Source organism: Candidatus Methylomirabilota bacterium (assembly GCA_035709005.1).
Lineage (GTDB): Bacteria > Methylomirabilota > Methylomirabilia > Rokubacteriales > CSP1-6 > 40CM-4-69-5.
In genome coordinates, this window is record DASTFB010000071.1 from 111,329 (window position 1) to 130,086 (window position 18,758).

The following is an 18,758-nucleotide window of genomic DNA, read 5'->3' on the forward strand; positions in this document are numbered from 1 at the left end:
TCGTCATCCGCCAGGTCCCGCAGGCCCGTTTTCGTTTTGTCGAGCCGCGGCGTATCATTGGGAGGCCATGGCGGAACTCTTCGATCACATTGATCAATTGCGGCGGTCGCCCGAGCGGGTGGCCGTGGCCACCCTCATCAGCACGCGCGGCACGACGCCCCGCAAGGAAGGGGCGAAGATGCTGGTGGGCGAGGGCGGCGCCGTGCTCGGCTCGGTCACCATCGGAGGATGCGTCGACGCCCAGGTAATCGAGGAGTCGGCCCATGTGCTCGAGAACCGGCGACCGCGGCTGCTCGAGCTGAACCTGGGCGACGAAGAAGCCTGGGAGATCGGCCTCACCTGTGGCGGCACCATCGAGGTCCTCGTCGAGCCGCTGGCCCTGGACTTCTACGAGCGCCTGCGGGCTCATGCGGCGGGGGGCGGCCGCGGCGCCATCGTCACGCGGCTGGATCAGGACGGAGCCGGCAAGCTGCTGATCCTGGACGACGGGACGGTCGAGGGGAGTCTGGGCGATCGCTTTCTCGACGAACGGTTCACCGCCGAAGCTCGTGAGGCCATCGCGGGCGGGGCTCCGCGAACGGCGTTCCTGGAGGGCGTGCGGGCTTTCGTCGAGGTCGTGGCGCCGGCGGCGCTGCTGCTGGTGGTGGGCGCGAGCCACGTCGCCATGCCGCTCACCGAGCTGGCCAGGATCCTCGGCTATCGTACGGTCGTCCTGGACGGGCGGCCGCGCTTCGCGACCCGGGAGCGCTTCCCTCACGTCGACGAGCTCCGGATCGGCATTCCCTCGGAGCTGATTCGCGACTATCCGCTCAGCGCGTCGGCCGCTCTCGTCCTGGTCGCCCACGATTACAAGTACGACCTGCCCGTGCTTCGCCACGCGCTGGACACGCCGGTCGGCTACATCGGCATGCTGGGCTCGCGGCGCCGCGGGGCCACGATCCTCAAGTTCCTGGCCGAGGACGGGCTGAGCCAGGCCCAGCTCGACCGCATCCGCGTGCCCATCGGCCTCGACGTGGGCGCCCGCACCGCGCCCGAGATCGCGCTGGCGGTCCTCGCCGAGATCCAGCTCGCCCGCGCCGGCGGCACCGGCCAGCCGCTCAGCGCGGCGAAGTCTCGGAAATGAAGGTCATCGCCCAGCGGCGGGAGACAGCGACGCCGGAGGGCCTGCACGGCCTGGTCCTCTGTCACGACGTCCGGGACGCCGGTGGCAAGATTGTTGGCGCCAAAGGCGCCCGCATCGACGCCACCCTGGCCCGGGCCCTGCTCGGGGTGCCCTGGGACGAACTCCACGTCTTGGAGGTCGAGGCGGGCGACCTGCACGAAGAGGATGCCGGCGCCCGTCTGGCCCGGGCCGTGGTAGGCGAAGGCGTCGAGGTCAAGGGGTACACGGGAGGGCAGTGGACCTTGGGGGCCACCCGGCGTGGGCTGCTCGGCATCACCCGTTCCGCGCTGGCCGAGGCAAATGCCCACGAGGGGATCTCGGTGTTCACGCTCTTCGACGGTCAGCCCGTCGAGCCCGGAGAAGCCGTGGCCAAGGCCAAGGTCACACCGCTCGTGATCTGCGAGGCGATCCTGCAGGCCGTGGAGCGCATCGCCCGCCAGGCCGGCGGTCTGCTGGCCGTGAAGGCCTTCCGGGCGACGACGATTGGCGCGGTCGCCCGGGAAAATCTCGAGGCCAGGCAGCGGGCGCGCTTCGAGGCGGCGCTGAGGCAGAAGATCGACTGGTTCGGGAGCCGTTTGCTTGCCATCCGGTTCGCGGGGCCGTCGCCGCAGGCGGTGGCCGACGAGCTCAGCGCGCTGCGTCGTGAGGGAGCCGAACTGCTGATCGTCGCCGGCGCGAGCGCGCTGGATCCCCTCGATCCGGTCTTCGGCGGCCTGGAGCGCCTGGGCGCCCGCCTGATACGTCATGGCGCGCCGGCTCATCCGGGCAGCCTGCTGTGGCTCGCTCGCTGGGAGGGAATCGCCGTGCTGGGCATGCCGACCTGCGGGATGTTCTCGCAGGCGACCACCTTCGACCTCGTCCTGCCCCGTCTCCTCACCGGCGAGACGATCGGCAACCGGGAGATGGCCGAGCTCGGCCACGGTGGGCTGCTCTCTCGCGACATGGCGTACCGCTTTCCCCCCTACCGCGCCTCCGCCGCCCGCGGCGAGCTCGAATGACCGCCCTGCCCCGCTCGACGGGCGCCGATTCGAGCGCCGGCTCCGCCGGCGCAACCGATCCTGGGGGAGGTCCGGGAGGGGGCCGTCGCGCCCCTCAGGGCGCGCCTGTGAGTCGCCCCCTCCCGTACAGCGACGTCATCCGCCAGCGCTGGCGCCGACCCCTGCGGCGGGGCGAGCTGGCCGACGCCAATGCGGTGGCCGAGGACGTCAATCCCCTTTGCGGCGACCGTGTCCGCATGATGCTCCGGATCGACGATGGCACCATCCGGGCCGCGCGCTTCCTCGGCGACTCGTGCGCGATCTGCACGGCGTCGGCCGACGTGCTGGCGGAGCATATCGAAGGCCGGCCTCGGGCCGCGCCGGGGATGGAGACGGCCGACCTGCTCGAGGCGCTCGGGGCCGACATCCGGCCCAGCCGCATGCGCTGCGTGACGCTGCCGCTGTCCGTGCTGCACAAGGCGCTCGGCCTGCCGGCCCGGCTCTGAGCGTCATGGACAGTCGCCCCCGAGATCCGTTCGTCTCCCCGCGGTTCGGGCAGATCGCCACCTTCATGCTGCTGCCCGCCGCACAATCGGCGGCCGGGCTGGACGTCGCGCTGCTCGGCATTCCCTACGACGGCGGCGTCTCCTACCGTCCCGGCGCCCGCTTCGGCCCCCGCGCCATCCGGGAGCAGTCGTCGTTGATCCGTCCCTGGAACCCGGTCCTGAAGGTCCACCCCTTCCAGCGGCTGCGGGTCGCCGACTGCGGTGACGTCGACGTCATCCCGCCGTCGATCGAGCGCACGTTCGAGCGGGTTCAGCACGCCGTCGACGGCGTCCTCGCCGCGGGCGCCCTGCCGCTGGCGGTGGGGGGCGATCACTCGATCACGCTGCCCATCCTCCGCTCCCTGGCCCGCCGCCATGGCCGGCTGGGCCTCGTCCACTTCGACGCGCATCCGGACACCTGGGACGAATACTTCGGCAGCAAGTATTTCCATGGGACGTCCTTCCGGCGTGCCCTGGAAGAGGAGCTGATCGATCCACGCCGGATGATCCAGGTCGGCATCCGCGGGCCGCTCTACGGCCCGGAGGACTTCGCCCTGCACGACCAGCACGGCATGGAGGTGATCCGGATCGAGGCCGTCAAGGATCAGGGAACCGCCTGGGTCGCCGGCCGCCTCGGCCGACTGCGCGGCGGGCCCGTCTACTGCTCGTTCGACATCGACGCCGTGGATCCGGCCTATGCCCCGGCCACCGGCACGCCCGAGGTGGGGGGCCTGACCTCGTACGAGGCGGTGACGCTGGTGCGCGCCCTGGCCGGCCTGGGGCTGGTGGGAGCCGACGTCGTGGAGGTTTCACCGCCCTACGACGGTCCCGGGCAAGTGACCGCTCTGCTGGCGGCCAACCTGCTCTTCGAGCTCACCAGCGTCATGGCGCTGGACCGATGACGGCCGCGCTCACCGCGGTTCTGCTCGGCCTCGTGATCGGGCTCGGCGCGGCGCCGGCGGTGGCGGCGCCGACCGTCTCGCGGCTCGACCTCGAGGGCGTCATCAGCCCGGTGACGCTGCGGCTGGTGGAGACGGCGATCGACCGGGCCCAGGCCCAGGGCAGCCAGGCCCTCATCATCCAGCTCGACACTCCAGGGGGCCTCGAGCGCTCGATGCGGGCGATCGTTCAGCGGATGCTCCAGTCTCAGGTGCCGATCGTCGTCTACGTCGCTCCCACGGGAGCCCGAGCCGCGTCGGCCGGGGTCTTCATCACGATGGCAGCCCACGTGGCGGCCATGGCCCCGGCCACGAACATCGGGGCCGCCCACCCCGTGGCCCTGGGTGGGGGCGCCGACAAGGAGAGCTTGAAGAAGATCGAGAACGATGCAGCCGCGTTCATCCGCACCGTCGCCCTCGAGCGGGGGCGCAACGCAGACTGGGCCGAGAAGGCCGTGCGGCAGTCGGTCTCCATCACCGAGCGGGAAGCCGTGCGGCTCAAGGTCGTGGACTTCATCGCCGACTCCATCCCCGACCTGCTCCAGAAGATCGACGGGCGGACGGTGAAGACGGCGAAGGGGACGCTCACGCTGGACACGCGAACCGCTACGGTGAAGTCGATCGAGATCGGGTTCCGCGACCGGGTGCTCAACATCATCAGCGATCCGAACGTGGCGTACCTCCTCATGATGGTGGGCATGATCGGCGTGGTCGCCGAGCTCTACAATCCCGGCGCCATCTTCCCGGGGGTCATCGGCGGCATCTCGCTGATCCTGGCCTTCTTCGCCTTCCAGAGCCTGCCCATCAACTATGCCGGCCTGCTTCTGATCATTCTGGGGGTGGGCCTGATGCTGGCCGAGATCAAGATCGTGAGCCACGGCATCCTGGGTGTCGGAGGCGTGGCCGCGCTGCTGCTGGGCTCCCTCATGCTGTTCGAGGCGCCCGAGGTCGGCTTCAGGGTCTCCTGGTGGGTGCTGCTGCCCACCGTGAGCGCGACCGCCGGTACCTTCCTGGTCGTCGTGGCGGCCGGCGTGCGGGCGCTCGGGCGCCGGCCCATGCTGGGCGCCTCCGGCCTCGTCGGGCAGGTGGGTGTCGCCCGGACCCGGCTGGCGCCCGAAGGGCAGGTGAGCATCCAGGGTGAAATCTGGCGCGCCATCGCCGACGGCGCGCCGATCGAGGAAGGGGCTCCGGCGCGCATCGTGGGCGTGCAGGGGCTCACGCTGAAAGTCGTCAAGGCCGGCAATCCCGGCGACCCCGGAGGGGCACCATGATCACAGCGGACTCGTTGCTCCTGCTCGTTCTCGTGGCTGCCGTCGTCTTCCTGATCAGCTCCTGCGTGAGGATCTTGCGGGAGTACGAGCGGGCGGTGATCTTTCGACTGGGGCGAACCACTCGGGCCATTCTCAATCCCGGCGGCGACGGCCGGGGGCCGGGCCTGCTGCTCCTGCTGCCGTTCATCGACAAGATGGTGAAGGTGAGCCTGCGCACGATCGCCATGGACGTACCGCCCCAGGACGTCATCACCCGCGACAACGTCTCGATCAAAGTGAACGCGGTCATCTACTTCCGCGTGGTGGACCCGGAGCGCGCCGTGATCTCGGTCGAGGACTTCCTGTACGCGACGTCACAGATCGCCCAGACGACGCTCCGCAGCGTGCTGGGGCAGGTGGAGCTGGACGACCTGCTTTCGGCCCGCGACAAGATCAACCAGCAGCTGCAGCGGATCATCGACGAGCACACCGATCCCTGGGGCGTCAAGGTCACGACCGTCGAGGTCAAGCACATCGACCTGCCCCAGGACATGCAGCGGGCCATGGCCAAGCAGGCCGAGGCCGAGCGCGAGCGGCGGGCCAAGGTCATCAACGCCGACGGCGAGTTCCAGGCGGCGGCCAAGCTGGCCGAGGCGGCCCAGGTGCTGATGCAGTATCCCGTGTCGATCCAGCTGCGCTATCTGCAGACCATGCGGGAGATCTCCTCCGAGCGCAACACGACGACCTTCTTCCCGCTGCCCATCGACCTGCTCGGGCCCATGTTCGCCAACTTCGGCAAGGACGGCAGCGGCGAGGGCCGCTGAGTTGGCGGCGCCCGAGGCCGGCGTGTAGAATACGGGCGGTCGACCGCTCGGGGGGTTAGCTCAGTTGGGAGAGCGCGGCGTTCGCAACGCCGAGGTCGAGGGTTCGAATCCCTTACCCTCCACCATCACTTCCTTTTCCCCGCCGTCCCAATGAAGCGTAGCACCGAGCGTATCCTCACCACCCACGCCGGCAGCCTGCCGCGTCCCGACGACGTGCTGACCATGGTGCAGGCCAGGGCGGCCGGCGGCCGTTTCGACGAGTCCGCCTATCGGGCGCGCCTCCGGCAGGCCGTCGCCGACGTCGTGCGTCAGCAGGTGCGGCTCGGCATCGACGTCGTCGACGACGGTGAGATGAGCAAGCCCGGATTCATCCACTACGTCAACGAGCGGCTCGGCGGGTTCGCGCCGAGCCCGGACGCCCCGAGCCGCAGCACCTGGGCCGACTCGCGCGAGGTCCGGGCGTTCCCCGAGTTCTACGCGTGGTTCGCGCAGGCGCTGCCGAGCCCGGCCGCCCGGGCCCCGCACCTGGCATGCGTGGGCCCGGTCAGCTACAAAGGGCACGCGCTGCTGCAGGCCGACCTGGACAACCTCAAGGCGGCCCTGGCCGGCGTGAGCCCGGCCGAGGTCTTCGTGCCTGCCGTCTCGCCGTCGAACGTGGAGGAGTGGAACCCGAACCGGCACTACCGGAGCGACGAGGAATACCTGTTCGCGATCGCCGAGGCCATGCGCGAGGAGTACCGCGCCATCGTCGACGCCGGCTTTCTGCTGCAGATCGACGACCCGCGGCTGGTGACCTACTACATCCTGCACCCGGAGGCGAGCGTCGCCGATTGCCGCCGGTGGGGTCGCGCGCGCGTGGAGGTGCTCAACCACGCCCTGCGCGGCATTCCCGAGGACCGCGTCCGGTTCCACACCTGCTACGGCATCAACATGGGGCCGCGCGTGCACGACATGGAGCTCAAGGACGTCGTCGACCTGATCCTCGAGGTCCGGGCGGGCGCCTACTCGCTGGAAGCCGCCAACCCGCGGCACGAGCACGAGTGGCGGGTGTGGGAAGAGGTCAAGCTACCGGACGGCAAGGTGCTGATCCCGGGCGTGATCACCCAGTCCAGCGTCCTGGTCGAGCATCCCGAGGCGGTGGCCGAGCGCGTCGTGCGCTTCGCGTCCGTGGTCGGCCGCGAGAACGTCATCGCCGGCAGCGACTGCGGCTTCGCCACGTTCGCGGGCTCCCTCGAGATCCATTCCTCGATCGTGTGGGCCAAGCTGGCCGCCCTGGCCGAGGGCGCGCGCCGGGCATCCAGGCGCCTCTGGGGGCGTTCGTGAAGGCGCGTCCGGTCCGTCGGGCGTCATCCAGTGTGGGCCAGCAGGATGGCCAGAGCCAGGACGAGGATGAGCGCGAGGAGGAACAGCGTGACCAGCCGGGCCTTCACCGGTGGTCGGGCTGATCAGGGAGCAGGACGGGCGCTAGAACCGGGCCGCGGCTTGGCCGGGCGGGGCGGACAGGCCTTGTGGTACCAGGTCGTCCCCAGCTTGATGTGATTGCCGTTCCGGCGGATGCGCTGCCGGCACTTGGGGCACGTTCCCATTCTCCAAGTCTCCTCGTCGTCGACTGTGGACGGCGTATTATACAGGACCGGATGGGCCAGACCGACGAAGCCTGCCTGTTCTGTCGCATCGTGGCCCGGACCAGTCCCGCCGACATCGAGTACGAGGACGACTCGGTCCTGGCCTTCCGCGACATCTATCCCAAGGCTCCCGTTCACCTGCTCATCGTCCCCAAACGTCACGTAGCATCGATCATGGCGATGCAGCCTGGCGATGCGGAGATTCTCGGCCGCTGCCTGCTGGCCGCGCGCGAGATCGGTGAGCGCAGGGGATTGAGCGAGCGCGGATACCGGCTCACGATCAACTGCGGTCCGGAGGGTGGTCAGCAGGTGTACCACGTCCACGTCCACTTCCAGGCCGGCCGGCGGTCCAAAGCCTAGCGACGAACGCAAAAGGGCCCCGGAGGGCAATGCCCTGCCGGGGCCCGCACTACGACGACGACTCGCCTATCGAAGAATCGTGAGCGCGGACTGAGCCTTCGACTTGGCGGTCTTCATGTCACCAGCCTTGCACGCCGCCTCAGCCTCTTTGATCAGGGTCGAGGCCTTGGAGACGTCCGAGCCAGTGACCTTCGCACCTGCGAGCGACCGCGGAGCCTGAGCGTCCTGACCGCGCGGCGCCTGGGCATCCTGACCACGCGGAGCTTGGGCATCCTGACCACGCGGAGCCTGAGCGTCCTGACCACGCGGCGCCTGGGCATCCTGACCGCGCGGGGCCTGAGCGTCCTGACCACGCGGTGCCTGGGCATCCTGACCGCGCGGGGCCTGAGAGTCGAAGCCACGAGCGCCGGCGAGCGAGCGCGGAGCCTGGATGTCCTTAGCTTGCCCCCGTGGAGCCTGGGCATCTTGACCGCGCGGAGCTTGCGCGTCCTGACCGCGTGCGCCGGCCAGCGAGCGCGGGGCCTGGATGTCCTGTTGCGTCTTGGCCATCCCGGCCTTCTGCGACAACACTTGCTTGGCCTTCGCGACCTCCGGCGGGCAATTCTGCGCCTCGGACACCGCCGCGAGGCTCGCGAAGAACATGACACTCACGAATCCGGCCAGTACCTTCTTCATCGTCTCCCCATTTCCGTTGATGGCGTTCGCTGATCGGATGGTGTCTTGGTTGGCTCCCTCGCTCCCCCGACCTACCACCCCCCCAGTCGTTCGAGTTCCCATACCTGTCATCGGTCTCCCTATAACGCAAGCTCGGTGCCAGGCAAGCGCACCTGAGAAGCCTCATATTTTCAAGTGCTTACCATGACGACGGCGATCGGTGCCGGGCGTTGTGCCCGGTGGCGCCCGGCGGGGGTCGCCGGCATTCTGCCCGGCCGCTGTGGTAGTCTTGGAGCCCCGATGTCTCGGCTCGCGCGCTTCGCGCTCGCGCTGCTCGTGATCACCGGCGTGGTGGCGTGCGCGAGGGCTCCGGCGCCCACACCGCAGGCCGCAGCCGTACCCAGCCGTCATGTGCTTCCCAACGGCGTCCGCGTCGTGATCGAGGAACACCGGAGAAGCGACGTGGTGGCCCTGCAGCTATGGGTACAGGCGGGGGCTCGTGACGAGATACCCTCCGAGCTCGGGTTGGCGCATTACCTCGAGCATTTGCTGTTCAAGGGCACGCCTATCCGACCCCCTGGCTTCATCGACCGTGAGGTGGAGGGTGTCGGCGGCCGGATGAACGCGGCGACGTCATTCGATTACACCTATTACAGCATGCTCTTGCCGGCCAGCCGGGTCGTGTCCGGGATCGAGACTCTCGCCGACATCAGCGTCAACGCCAGCCTCGACCCGGACCTCCTCGAGCGCGAGAAGCATATCGTGCTCGAGGAATTGCGCCTTTCCCAGGACAATCCGAGGCGGTTTCTCGGGCGGCAGCTCTACCGGGTCGCCTTCGACGGGCATGCCTACGGGCGGCCGATCATCGGCACCACAGAGCTCATCCGGGGACTCACGCGCGATCAGCTCCTGCGCTTCTATCGGCGGCATTACGTCCCCGAGGCGTTCACGCTGGTGGTTGTCGGGGCCGTCGATCCGAAGCAGGTACTGGTTGCCGCCACCCGGACATTCGGATCGCTGACCCGGACCGGGGGCGGCCGCCTGCCGCCGCGGTCGACCGGGGAGCGCCGGCCGCGACACCTCGAGCTGAACCGTCCGGGCTCTCACGCCTACCTCGGTCTGTCCTGGCCGGCACCGAAGATCGATCACGCCGACACGCCCGCCGTGGACCTCCTGGTGGGCATCCTGGGCCAGGGCCGCAGCTCCCGGCTGACTCGCTCGCTGCGTGAGCGACTGGGGCTCGTCAACACGATCGGCATGGCGTACTCGGCGCTGGAGGGCGCCGGCATCGTCAGCCTCACCGCTCAGCTCGAGCCGGAGCATCTGGCCCGGGCGGAGGCTCAGATCTGGGACGAGATCCAACGGGTGCATGAGACGGGGGTCACCCCGGCGGAGCTCGAGCGCGCCCTGACCGCCGAGGAGGCCCGGCGCGAGTTCCAGAAGGAGACGGCGGAGGGCAGGGCCGCCGCGCTGGGGCACGCCATTACGATATGGAAGCTCGAGGAAGAGGAGGCCTATCTTCATCGGCTGCGGGCGGTGACTCGCGAGCACGTCCGCACCGCTGCCCGCCACTACCTGGACTCCGCTCGGTTCGCCCGCGTGGTGTTCCGGCCGCAGGAGCGACCCTGATCAGGCGCGCCGCGCTGGCGTCCGTATTGATGGCGGCGCTGGCCATACCGGCCAGCGCGTCCGCCCCGCCCGCGCCGGTGGCACGCTACGTCTCGCCGAACGGCATGCGCCTCCTGGTCCGCGAGGACCCTACCGTCGGCGTGGTCGCCGCCTCGCTCCAGGTGCGGGCCGGATCTCGCTTCGAAGGGCCGGAGACGGCCGGCGTCACGAACCTGCTGCATCGCGCCATGCTGAGGGGGGCGGCCGGCCGGACGGCCGAGCAGATCGTGGAGGCGGCGGAGCTCATCGGCGGTTCGATCGATGCCGGCGGTGAGGTGGAGTATGCGGAGGTGAGGGGAACGGCGTTGGCCCGCCACTGGAAGAGGCTCCTGGAGCTGATCGCCGACGTGGCCCTCACACCGACCCTGGATCCGAACGAGATCGCCAAGGAGCGCCGGCTCGTCCTGAGCCAGCTCCGAACGCGGGCCGACACGCCGTTCCCCTTCACCTACGATGCGCTGCTGGCCGATCTCTATGGCGGGCATCCCTACGCGCGCCCGGCTCTCGGCCGAAGCGAGGTCGTGGCGAGGATCGGCGCGGGCGAGCTGAGAGCGCACCATCGTGCGATCTATCGCCCGGACACGCTCGTGCTGGCCGTGAGTGGCCAGGTCCAGCGCGACGAGGTCCGTCAACTGGTCGAGCGTCTGTTCGCCAGCCTCGCCCCGGGTGCCCCGGCCGCGACGTCCGCGCCTCCGCCGCCGATGGCCCAGGGGGCGCGTCGGCTCGTCGAGCGGCCGGCGGAGCAGGCGCAGATCATGGTCGGCTTTCTGGCCCCCGGGCTGGGCGACCAGGATTATGCAGCGAGCAAGGTGCTCGCGGCGCTGCTGGGCGGCGGCATGTCCGGGCGCCTGTTCGTGGAGCTCCGGGAGGCGCAGGGCCTGGCCTACTCGGTGGGCGTGCTCGGACCGGCCCGGACCGGCGCGGCGCCTCTGGTGGCGTACCTGGGCACCGCGCGCGAGAATATCGCGGCCGCGGAGGCAGCTGTTCTGCGCGAGCTCGACCGTGTGCGGGCCGGCGGGTTCACCGCGGCCGAGGTCGAGCGCGCCAAGGCCTACGTGCTGGGAGCGCAGGCCATCGATCGCCGCACGAACGTCCGCCACGCCTGGTATCTGGCGTTCTTCGAGGTCGTCGGCTCCGGGTGGGACTTTCCCGAGCGCTACGCACGGGCGGTGGAGTCGGTCACCCCGGACGATGTCCGCGCCGTGTGCCGGCGCGTGCTGAGCCGGCCGACGGTCGTCGTGCTCCAGCCTCGCTGATGCTGCCCCTGCGGGACGACATCCCCAGCCGCACCGTTCCGCTCGTCACGATGGGCTTCATCGGGGCGAACGTCGTCGCCTTCCTCTATCAGGTCTCCCTGCAGCTCGGCTCCGATCCTGAAGCCCTGCGGGCGGCCCGGGAGTTCGTCTTCGAGTTCGGGGTGATCCCGTGCCGGCTGACCGGTGCCTGCGAGGCCCCCGCGGCGTTCCCGCATCCGGTGGTGACGATGTTCACCTCCATGTTCTTGCACGGCGGCCTGTTCCACATCGGCGGCAACATGCTCTACCTGTGGATCTTCGGCAACAACGTCGAGGACGTCCTGGGGCACGGGCGCTTCTTCTCCTTCTACTTGCTCTGTGGGCTGGCGGCGGCAGCCGCGCAAACTTTCGTGGTCCCCGACTCGGCCGTGCCCATGATCGGGGCCAGCGGCGCGGTCTCCGGAGTCCTCGGGGCCTATCTGCTGGCCTTCCCCCACGCGCGCGTGCTGACCCTCATCACGTTCGGATTTTTCATCCGCTTCATTTACATTCCCGCGGTGGTGGTTCTGGGATTCTGGGTCGTGGTGCAATTCCTCAACGGATTCCTCACGTGGAGCGCGGCGGCGGGCCGCGGCTCGGGTGGCGGCGTGGCCTGGTTCGCCCACCTCGGGGGCTTCGGTGCCGGGCTCGTCCTCCTGTTTGTTCTGCGGCGGCGGCGGCGGGCTCGCCTATAATAAGAGCCCGATGGCGGCGCGAATGCGGATCGATCGGCTGCTCGTGGAGCGGGGGCTCGCCGAGACTCGGGAGAAGGCCCTCAGGCTGGTCCTGGCCGGGGATGTGTTCGTCGACGGCGAGCGCGTGGACAAGGGCGGCGCCCTCGTGGCCGCCGACGCCGAGGTCGAGCTCCAGGACCGCTCACGGTTCGTCAGCCGCGGCGGCGAGAAGCTGGCCCACGCGCTGGACTACTTCAACGTGACCGTTACCGATCGGATCTGCATCGACGTGGGCGCCTCCACGGGGGGCTTCACGGACTGTCTGCTCCAGCGGGGGGCGGCACGGGTCTACGCCGTGGACGTCGGCATCGGGCAGCTGGACGCCCGGCTGCGGCGCGATCCGCGGGTCGTCCTCATGGAAAAAACGAACGCCCGGGCTCTGGACCCGCGGATCTTCCCCGAGCAGCCGTCGCTGGGAGTCATCGACGTGGCCTTCATCTCGCTGGAAAAGGTCCTGCCCGCCGTCTTCGGCGTGCTGGCCACCCGGGCCGACATCATCATGCTCATCAAGCCGCAGTTCGAGGTCGGCCGCCAGCAGGTGGGCAAGGGAGGGGTGGTGAGGGACCCCGTCTTGCACCGGGCGGTGGTGGCCCGACTGGCCCGGTATTCGGTGCTGAGGGGGTGGCACGTGCTGGGCGTGTCGGCGTCGCCCCTGCGCGGCCCCAAGGGCAATCGCGAGTTCTTCCTGCACATCTCCTCCCAGGGCCGGACGGCCGCCAACATCGAGACGCTGATCAATCGCACCGTCGAGGCGCTTGCGTGAACGCGGCAGTGACGGGGGCCGAGGCCCTCGCGTGTCAGGCAGCCTCATGAATGTGGCAGTGCGAGCCGCAAGACGGACCGGGGCTGGGGCCCCGGCGTCTGAGGCGAGCCGATGAAAAAGGTCGGAGTCGTCGTCAAGCCGGATGCCCGCGCCGCGCACGAGGTCGTTCGGCGTCTGGTCCAGTGGTCGAGCGGGCGCGGCCTCGCTGCCCTCCTCGACAAGGAGACTGCCGACCTCGTTCCCGACCTCGCGGTCGCCCAGACCAGCCGAGCCGAGCTTCCGGCGCAGGTCGACGTCATCGTGGTCCTCGGGGGCGATGGCACCCTCCTGTCGGTGGCCCGGGCCGTCGGCGACCTCGGCATCCCGATTCTGGGCGTCAACCTCGGTGGGCTCGGGTTCCTCACGGCCACGACGCTGGACGAGATGATCCCGGCTCTGGAAGCTTTCCTTGCCGGCCGTATGACGGTCGAGGACCGCATGATGCTGTCCGCCCGGCTGCACCGGGAGGGCGGCTCGGCCGGCAGCTTCCTTGCCCTCAACGACGTCGTCATCGTGAAGGGGGCCATGAGCCGGATCATCGACCTGAGCGTGTCCGTCGATGGCCAGTCGGCCATCGACTACCGGGCTGACGGCCTCATCATCGCCACGCCCACGGGGTCGACCGCCTACTCGCTATCGGCAGGCGGGCCGATCCTGTTTCCCACCATGGACGCCGTCGTCCTCACCCCGATCTGCTCGCACACGCTGACGAACCGCCCCATCGTCCTGCCGGGACGCCAGCGGATCGAGGTGGCCGTGCTCACGAGCCAGGAGGTGGTGCTCACCGTCGACGGGCAGGTGGGGACGCCGCTCCGCGAGCGCGATCGCGTCGAAGTGGCCCAGGCGGCGTCGCGGATCCGGCTGGTGCGCTTCCCGCACAAGCATTTCTTCTCGGTCTTGCGCACCAAGCTGAAGTGGGGCGAGCGCTGAGCACTTAACGATACCTCTTGAGCCCTCGCCGCGGCTCAACTAGCATCGACCAGTGCTGCGAGCCCTCCGCATCAAGAACTTCGCCGTCATCGAAACGGTGACGGTGGGTTTCCAGCCCGGCCTCAACGTCCTCACCGGCGAGACGGGCGCCGGCAAGTCGATCGTGGTGGACGCCATTTTGTTGATCTGCGGCGGCCGCGCCCAGAGCGACGTGATCCGCGCCGACGCCGATGTTGCGACCGTCGAGGCGGTGTTCGACACGGCGGGCGACCCCGGGCTGGGGGCGACGCTGGAGGCCGCCGGCCTGCGGCTGGACGACGAGCAGCTCGTCGTCCGGCGCGAGCTGAGCCGCAGCGGTCGGCACCGGGCCTTCGTCAACGATTCGCCGGTCACCGTGGGGCTGCTGGAGCGGCTCGGCCAAGAGCTGGTGCAGGTTCATGGGCAGCACGAGCACCAGCGACTGCTGGAACCGGCGGCCCAGCTGGACCTGCTCGATCGCTACGCCGGCGCCGAGCCGGCCAGGGCCGAGGTGGCCGGGCTCTTCGAAGCGTACCGCGCGGCCCTGGGCGAGGTTCAGGAGCTCAGCACCGCCGAGCGGGATCGGGCCCAGCGGCAGGATCTCTTGCGTTTCCAGCTCTCCGAGCTCGACGGCGCTCGCCTACGGGCGGGCGAGGAAGACGAGCTGCGGGCGGAGCGGCGTCGCCTCCAGCACGCCGAGCGATTGGTCAAGGGTCTTGCCGAGACGGTTGCCCTGATCGTCGAGGATCACGACGCGGCCACCGGGCGAGTGGTGCGGGCCGCCCGCCTGCTCCGAGACCTCGGCCGCGTCGATCCGGCGCTGAGCTCGCCGGCGGACCTGCTCGAGGCGGCCGTGGTGCAGCTGGAGGACGCCATGCTGGCCGTGCGGGCCCTGCGCCAGCGCGCGGAGGCCGAGCCGGGCCGCCTCGAGGCCATCGAGGATCGCCTCGACGCCCTGGCTCGGCTCAAGCGCAAGTACGGCGATACGGAAGAAGCGCTCCTGGCCGTTCGCGACGGGGTGGCCGGCGAGCTGGAGGGGCTGGAGCGGTACGAAGAGGTGCTGGCCGCGGCGGAGGGGCGGCTGGCCGAGGCGCGGGCGAGGCTCGTCGCCGCGGCCGGCACACTGTCGCAGGTCCGGACGTCCGCGGGTACCCGCCTGGGCGGCCTGGTTCAGCGCGAGCTGCGCGCCCTGGGCATGGACCGGGCGCGCTTCGCGATCGCGGTAGTGCGCGGCCGTGAGGATCAGGTGACGGCCCGGGGGCTGGACCGGGTCGAGTTCGAGTTCTCGGCGAACCCCGGCGAGGATCCCCGGCCGCTGGCCCGCATCGCCTCGGGCGGCGAGCTCTCGCGGACGATGCTCGCCCTGCACGCCGTGATCGCCGGGGCCGAGCGGGTCCCCACCATGATCTTCGACGAGATCGACGCGGGGATCGGCGGCCAGATGGCGGCGGTGGTCGCTGACAAGCTGGCTGTGGCGGCGAGGGGCCGACAGGTGCTGTGCGTGACTCACTTGCCCCAGATCGCCGCCCGGGCCGCCCACCACCTGGGGGTCGTCAAGGCCGTCCGGGCCGGCCGCAGCCGGGCCGCCGTCCACGTGCTGACCGGGTCCGACCGCGTCGAGGAGATCGCCCGCATGCTCGGGGGCACGGCCCCGTCGGGGACGGTGCGGCGCCACGCTCGCGAGTTGCTCGGGGCCCGGCCTGTATAATGGTTGTGGACTCATGCTGAACGCCGTCCTCCGCTCCATCTTCGGAACCAAGCACGATCGGGACATCAAACGGATGATGCCGATCGTGCAGGCCATCACCGCACGGGAGCCCGACCTGCAGGCGCTCGATGACGGCGCGCTCCGGGCCAAGACCGACGAGCTGCGGCGGCGCCTCCCGTCGGCGAGCCTCGACGAGCTGCTGCCCGAGGCGTTTGCGGTGTGCCGGGAGGCGGCCCGTCGCACGCTCGGGATGCGACACTTCGACGTCCAGCACATCGGCGGCATGGTGCTGCACAGCGGCAAGATCGCCGAGATGGCCACCGGCGAGGGCAAGACGCTGGTGGCCACGCTCCCCGCGTACCTCAACGCGCTCACCGGGCGGGGCGTGCACATCGTGACCGTCAACGATTACCTGGCCAAGCGCGACGCCCAGTGGATGGGCCCGGTCTACCACGCTCTCGGCCTCACCATCGGCGTGATCCAGCACGAGGCGTCCTTCCGCTACGACCCCGCCTACGTGACGCCGGACATCCGCCTGACCGCGTTGCGCCCCTGCAGCCGCCACGAGGCCTATCTGGCCGACGTGACCTACGGCACCAACAACGAGTTCGGCTTCGACTACCTCCGCGACAATATGCGCTTCACGCAGGAGGAACTGGTGCAGCGGGAGCTGCACTACGCCATCGTGGACGAAGTCGACTCCATCCTCATCGACGAGGCCCGGACGCCCCTGATCATCTCGGGGCCGTCCGACGAGTCCACCGAGCTCTACTACAAGCTGGACCGCATCATTCCCAAGCTGAAGCGGGCCGCCACCATCGTGGAGGGCAAGCTCTCCGAGATCGAAGAGCAGAAGAGCGGCGACTACATCGTCGACGAGAAGTCCAAGGCGGTGGCGCTGACCGAGCAGGGGATCGCCTCCTGCGAGCGCCTGCTCGGCATCGATAACCTCTACGATCCCAAGAACATCGACGTCCTCCACCACATCCATCAGGGGCTGCGGGCCCACGCCCTCTACCGACGCGACGTCGACTACGTGGTCAAAGACGGCCAGGTCATCATCGTGGACGAGTTCACTGGCCGGCTCATGCCCGGCCGCCGGTGGTCGGACGGCCTGCACCAGGCCGTGGAGGCCAAGGAAGGGGTGCGCATCGAGCGCGAGAACCAGACGCTGGCCACCATCACCTTCCAGAACTACTTCCGCATGTACGACAAGCTAGCCGGCATGACGGGCACCGCCGAGACGGAGGCCGAGGAGTTCGCCAAGATCTACAAGCTCGACGTGGTGGTCGTCCCCACCAATCGCCGCCTCATCCGGCACAACCACCCCGACGTGGTCTACAAGACGGAGCGGGAGAAATTCAACGCGGTGGTGGAGGATATCGTGCGCTGCCACGAGAATGGGCAGCCCGCGCTGGTGGGCACGGTGTCGATCGAGAAGTCCGAGCAGTTGTCGAAGCTCCTGAAGAAACGGGGCGTCAAGCACGAGGTGCTCAACGCCAAGTACCACGAGCGCGAGGCGGAGATCGTCGCCCAGGCCGGCCGCCTGGGCGCGGTGACCATCGCCACGAACATGGCCGGGCGCGGCACCGACATCCTCCTCGGCGGCAATCCCGACTTCCTGAGCAAGGAGACCTTGCGGCGCAAAGGGCTCGACCCGGCCACGGCGTCCCCCGAGGTCCGCGAGGCGGCCCTGGCCGAGGCCCGGCGTATCACCGAGCCGGAGCACGAGAAAGTAGTGACGCTGGGCGGATTACACATCGTGGGCACCGAGCGGCACGAGTCGCGCCGCATCGACAACCAGCTCCGGGGCCGCTCGGGCCGGCAAGGGGATCCGGGCTCCTCACGGTTCTACCTCTCGCTGGAAGACGACCTGCTGCGGATCTTCGGCTCCCAGCGCATCCAGCGCATCATGGATCGCCTGGGAATGGAGGAAGGCGAGCCCATCGAGCACAAGCTCGTCACCCGGGCCATCGCCACCGCCCAGAAGCGGGTCGAGAACCACAACTTCGAGATCCGCAAGCACCTGCTCGAGTACGACGACGTGATGAACAAGCAACGTGAGATCGTCTACGGCATGCGGCGCCAGATCCTGGACGGCGAGAGCCAGGCTGAGACGATCGCCGAGTGGATCGACGACCTGGTCGGCACGACGCTGGACGCCTACGCTCCCGGCAAGAGCCATCCCGAGGACTGGGACCTGGCCGGCCTCAACGAGGCGCTCTATCGCCAGTTCGACGTGCGCGTCGCGGCTCCGCGCTTCGCCGAGGTCGTGTCCCGGGACGGGCTCCAGGAGCTCGTGAGCAATGCGGTGCGAGAGCGCTACAGCGAGCGGGAGCAGGAGCTCTCCCGCGACTTGCTGCGAGCCCTCGAGCGCCACGAGATGCTGATCGTGATGGACCAGCAGTGGAAAGACCACTTGCTGTCCATCGACCATCTCAAGGAAGGGATCGGTCTGCGCGGGTACGGGCAGCGCGACCCCCTGACCGAGTACAAGCGCGAGGCGTTCGAGCTCTTCCAGGACATGGCGTCCCGGGTCAAGGCCACCGTCGTGGAGCGGCTGTTCAAGGTCCAGATCGTGCGCGACACCCCCGTGGAGCTGCCGACGATGACGGCGTGGGCCGATGTGCAAGAGTCTCGCGGCGCCCTGCCCGACGAGATGTCGCGCAACGCGGCCCCCACGGCGCCACGCTCGGCCCCCCGGACCGCCAGCGGCGAAAAGGTCGGACGCAACGACCCCTGCCCCTGCGGGTCGGGCAAGAAGTACAAGAAGTGCTGCTACCTGAAGCAGAGCACCTGATCTTCCGCGTTTTCGAGGTTCGCGAGGTCGTGGATCAAGGAGAAGGCCCCGGTCTGGAGCAGACGGGCTGAGATGGACGACCGACGGTATCGTCAGGCCGGCTACCGGAACAATCAGAACGAACGGCGGGAGGCGCCGCCGCCCTCCGCTCGGCCGTCAAGCATCCTCAAGAGCCGGGCCGTCTCGCGCTGCGCCGAATGCGGCACGGTGTTACCCATCACGGCCGACTCGCTCAGCCAATGTCCCAACTGCCGGGCGGACCTGCACGCCTGCCGGCAGTGCGCCCATTTCGATCCGGCCCGGCGATTCGAGTGCGTCCAGCCCGTTGTCGCGAGGGTGGCCGACAAACGGCGCCGCAACGAGTGCACCGCGTTCGCGCTGACGGTGACGGTCGAGCGCGACACCTCGGCGGGATCGATGCGCCCTGACGACGCCCGGCGGGCCTTCGGCAACCTCTTCAAGAAGTAGACGAGGCCGCCTGCCGGGACT

At 69.5% G+C, this 18,758-nt stretch carries 17 protein-coding genes and 1 tRNA gene; 17 read left to right on the forward strand and 1 reads right to left on the reverse strand.

Annotated features, from left to right (window positions below; translation table 11 throughout):
* Nucleotides 1-67: 67 nt before the first annotated feature.
* The 9 genes from VFR64_11595 (at nucleotide 68) to VFR64_11635 (ending at nucleotide 7,681) form a co-directional block, all read left to right on the forward strand.
* The gene (locus VFR64_11595; GenBank protein ID HET9490386.1) at nucleotides 68-1,123 is read left to right on the forward strand and encodes an XdhC/CoxI family protein; all 1,056 of its coding nucleotides are present in this window, start codon (nucleotides 68-70) and stop codon (nucleotides 1,121-1,123) included.
* On the forward strand, nucleotides 1,120-2,160 hold the full coding sequence (locus VFR64_11600) for a hypothetical protein (GenBank protein ID HET9490387.1): 1,041 nt from the start codon (nucleotides 1,120-1,122) through the stop codon (nucleotides 2,158-2,160). Before VFR64_11595 ends, VFR64_11600 begins: the two co-directional genes overlap by 4 nt.
* A gap of 107 nt (nucleotides 2,161-2,267) precedes the next feature.
* Nucleotides 2,268-2,645, forward strand: coding sequence for an iron-sulfur cluster assembly scaffold protein (locus tag VFR64_11605; GenBank protein ID HET9490388.1), 378 nt, complete (start codon nucleotides 2,268-2,270; stop codon nucleotides 2,643-2,645).
* Between the two features lie 5 nt (nucleotides 2,646-2,650).
* Complete coding sequence (gene speB / locus VFR64_11610) at nucleotides 2,651-3,586, forward strand: agmatinase (protein ID HET9490389.1); 936 nt, start codon at nucleotides 2,651-2,653, stop codon at nucleotides 3,584-3,586.
* Nucleotides 3,583-4,893 carry a nodulation protein NfeD gene (locus VFR64_11615; protein HET9490390.1) on the forward strand — a complete coding sequence of 437 codons (1,311 nt, stop codon included), beginning with the start codon at nucleotides 3,583-3,585 and terminating at the stop codon, nucleotides 4,891-4,893. Before speB ends, VFR64_11615 begins: the two co-directional genes overlap by 4 nt.
* The gene (locus tag VFR64_11620; GenBank protein ID HET9490391.1) at nucleotides 4,890-5,696 is read left to right on the forward strand and encodes a slipin family protein; all 807 of its coding nucleotides are present in this window, start codon (nucleotides 4,890-4,892) and stop codon (nucleotides 5,694-5,696) included. The genes VFR64_11615 and VFR64_11620 overlap by 4 nt, the downstream gene beginning before the upstream one ends.
* A gap of 49 nt (nucleotides 5,697-5,745) precedes the next feature.
* A tRNA-Ala gene (locus VFR64_11625) sits at nucleotides 5,746-5,821 on the forward strand.
* A gap of 25 nt (nucleotides 5,822-5,846) precedes the next feature.
* Nucleotides 5,847-7,019, forward strand: coding sequence for a cobalamin-independent methionine synthase II family protein (locus tag VFR64_11630; protein ID HET9490392.1), 1,173 nt, complete (start codon nucleotides 5,847-5,849; stop codon nucleotides 7,017-7,019).
* Nucleotides 7,020-7,333: 314 nt separating this feature from the next.
* Entirely contained in the window at nucleotides 7,334-7,681 is a 348-nt protein-coding gene (locus VFR64_11635; protein HET9490393.1) for a histidine triad nucleotide-binding protein, read from the forward strand.
* A gap of 66 nt (nucleotides 7,682-7,747) precedes the next feature.
* Here the strand turns inward: VFR64_11635 and VFR64_11640 are convergent, their stop codons facing one another.
* Nucleotides 7,748-8,356, reverse strand: a complete 609-nt coding sequence (locus VFR64_11640; GenBank protein ID HET9490394.1) for a hypothetical protein — start codon at nucleotides 8,354-8,356, stop codon at nucleotides 7,748-7,750.
* A 279-nt stretch (nucleotides 8,357-8,635) separates the two neighbouring features.
* On the opposite strand from VFR64_11640, the gene VFR64_11645 reads away from it, so the two are divergent.
* The 8 genes from VFR64_11645 (at nucleotide 8,636) to VFR64_11680 (ending at nucleotide 18,737) form a co-directional block, all read left to right on the forward strand.
* Entirely contained in the window at nucleotides 8,636-9,964 is a 1,329-nt protein-coding gene (locus VFR64_11645) for a pitrilysin family protein (GenBank protein HET9490395.1), read from the forward strand.
* A gap of 29 nt (nucleotides 9,965-9,993) precedes the next feature.
* Complete coding sequence (locus VFR64_11650; protein HET9490396.1) at nucleotides 9,994-11,259, forward strand: pitrilysin family protein; 1,266 nt, start codon at nucleotides 9,994-9,996, stop codon at nucleotides 11,257-11,259.
* On the forward strand, nucleotides 11,259-11,972 hold the full coding sequence (locus VFR64_11655; GenBank protein ID HET9490397.1) for a rhomboid family intramembrane serine protease: 714 nt from the start codon (nucleotides 11,259-11,261) through the stop codon (nucleotides 11,970-11,972). Before VFR64_11650 ends, VFR64_11655 begins: the two co-directional genes overlap by 1 nt.
* A gap of 10 nt (nucleotides 11,973-11,982) precedes the next feature.
* Nucleotides 11,983-12,774, forward strand: coding sequence for a TlyA family RNA methyltransferase (locus VFR64_11660; GenBank protein HET9490398.1), 792 nt, complete (start codon nucleotides 11,983-11,985; stop codon nucleotides 12,772-12,774).
* A 111-nt stretch (nucleotides 12,775-12,885) separates the two neighbouring features.
* A complete protein-coding gene (locus VFR64_11665; GenBank protein HET9490399.1) occupies nucleotides 12,886-13,743 on the forward strand; it encodes an NAD(+)/NADH kinase in 858 nt (285 codons plus the stop codon).
* Nucleotides 13,744-13,795: 52 nt separating this feature from the next.
* Nucleotides 13,796-15,469 (forward strand): DNA repair protein RecN, encoded by a 1,674-nt coding sequence (recN, locus tag VFR64_11670; protein HET9490400.1) that lies wholly within the window; start codon nucleotides 13,796-13,798, stop codon nucleotides 15,467-15,469.
* A 13-nt stretch (nucleotides 15,470-15,482) separates the two neighbouring features.
* On the forward strand, nucleotides 15,483-18,269 hold the full coding sequence (gene secA, locus VFR64_11675) for a preprotein translocase subunit SecA (GenBank protein ID HET9490401.1): 2,787 nt from the start codon (nucleotides 15,483-15,485) through the stop codon (nucleotides 18,267-18,269).
* A 72-nt stretch (nucleotides 18,270-18,341) separates the two neighbouring features.
* Nucleotides 18,342-18,737: a hypothetical protein gene (locus VFR64_11680; GenBank protein ID HET9490402.1), complete on the forward strand. Its 396-nt coding sequence runs from the start codon at nucleotides 18,342-18,344 to the stop codon at nucleotides 18,735-18,737.
* Nucleotides 18,738-18,758 lie beyond the last annotated feature (21 nt).

Excerpts from the sequence above, each read along its gene's own strand:
- VFR64_11635 (HET9490393.1), top strand. The coding sequence starts at position 7,334 with ATGGGCCAGACCGACGAAGCCTGCCTGTTCTGTCGCATCGTGGCCCGG.
- speB (HET9490389.1), top strand. The coding sequence starts at position 2,651 with ATGGACAGTCGCCCCCGAGATCCGTTCGTCTCCCCGCGGTTCGGGCAG.
- VFR64_11615 (HET9490390.1), top strand. The coding sequence starts at position 3,583 with ATGACGGCCGCGCTCACCGCGGTTCTGCTCGGCCTCGTGATCGGGCTC.
- VFR64_11680 (HET9490402.1), top strand. The coding sequence starts at position 18,342 with ATGGACGACCGACGGTATCGTCAGGCCGGCTACCGGAACAATCAGAAC.
- VFR64_11600 (HET9490387.1), top strand. The coding sequence starts at position 1,120 with ATGAAGGTCATCGCCCAGCGGCGGGAGACAGCGACGCCGGAGGGCCTG.
- VFR64_11655 (HET9490397.1), top strand. The coding sequence starts at position 11,259 with ATGCTGCCCCTGCGGGACGACATCCCCAGCCGCACCGTTCCGCTCGTC.
- VFR64_11640 (HET9490394.1), bottom strand. The coding sequence starts at position 8,356 with ATGAAGAAGGTACTGGCCGGATTCGTGAGTGTCATGTTCTTCGCGAGC.
- VFR64_11620 (HET9490391.1), top strand. The coding sequence starts at position 4,890 with ATGATCACAGCGGACTCGTTGCTCCTGCTCGTTCTCGTGGCTGCCGTC.
- VFR64_11645 (HET9490395.1), top strand. The coding sequence starts at position 8,636 with ATGTCTCGGCTCGCGCGCTTCGCGCTCGCGCTGCTCGTGATCACCGGC.
- VFR64_11665 (HET9490399.1), top strand. The coding sequence starts at position 12,886 with ATGAAAAAGGTCGGAGTCGTCGTCAAGCCGGATGCCCGCGCCGCGCAC.
- VFR64_11630 (HET9490392.1), top strand. The coding sequence starts at position 5,847 with ATGAAGCGTAGCACCGAGCGTATCCTCACCACCCACGCCGGCAGCCTG.
- VFR64_11650 (HET9490396.1), top strand. The coding sequence starts at position 9,994 with ATGGCGGCGCTGGCCATACCGGCCAGCGCGTCCGCCCCGCCCGCGCCG.
- VFR64_11595 (HET9490386.1), top strand. The coding sequence starts at position 68 with ATGGCGGAACTCTTCGATCACATTGATCAATTGCGGCGGTCGCCCGAG.
- secA (HET9490401.1), top strand. The coding sequence starts at position 15,483 with ATGCTGAACGCCGTCCTCCGCTCCATCTTCGGAACCAAGCACGATCGG.
- VFR64_11660 (HET9490398.1), top strand. The coding sequence starts at position 11,983 with ATGGCGGCGCGAATGCGGATCGATCGGCTGCTCGTGGAGCGGGGGCTC.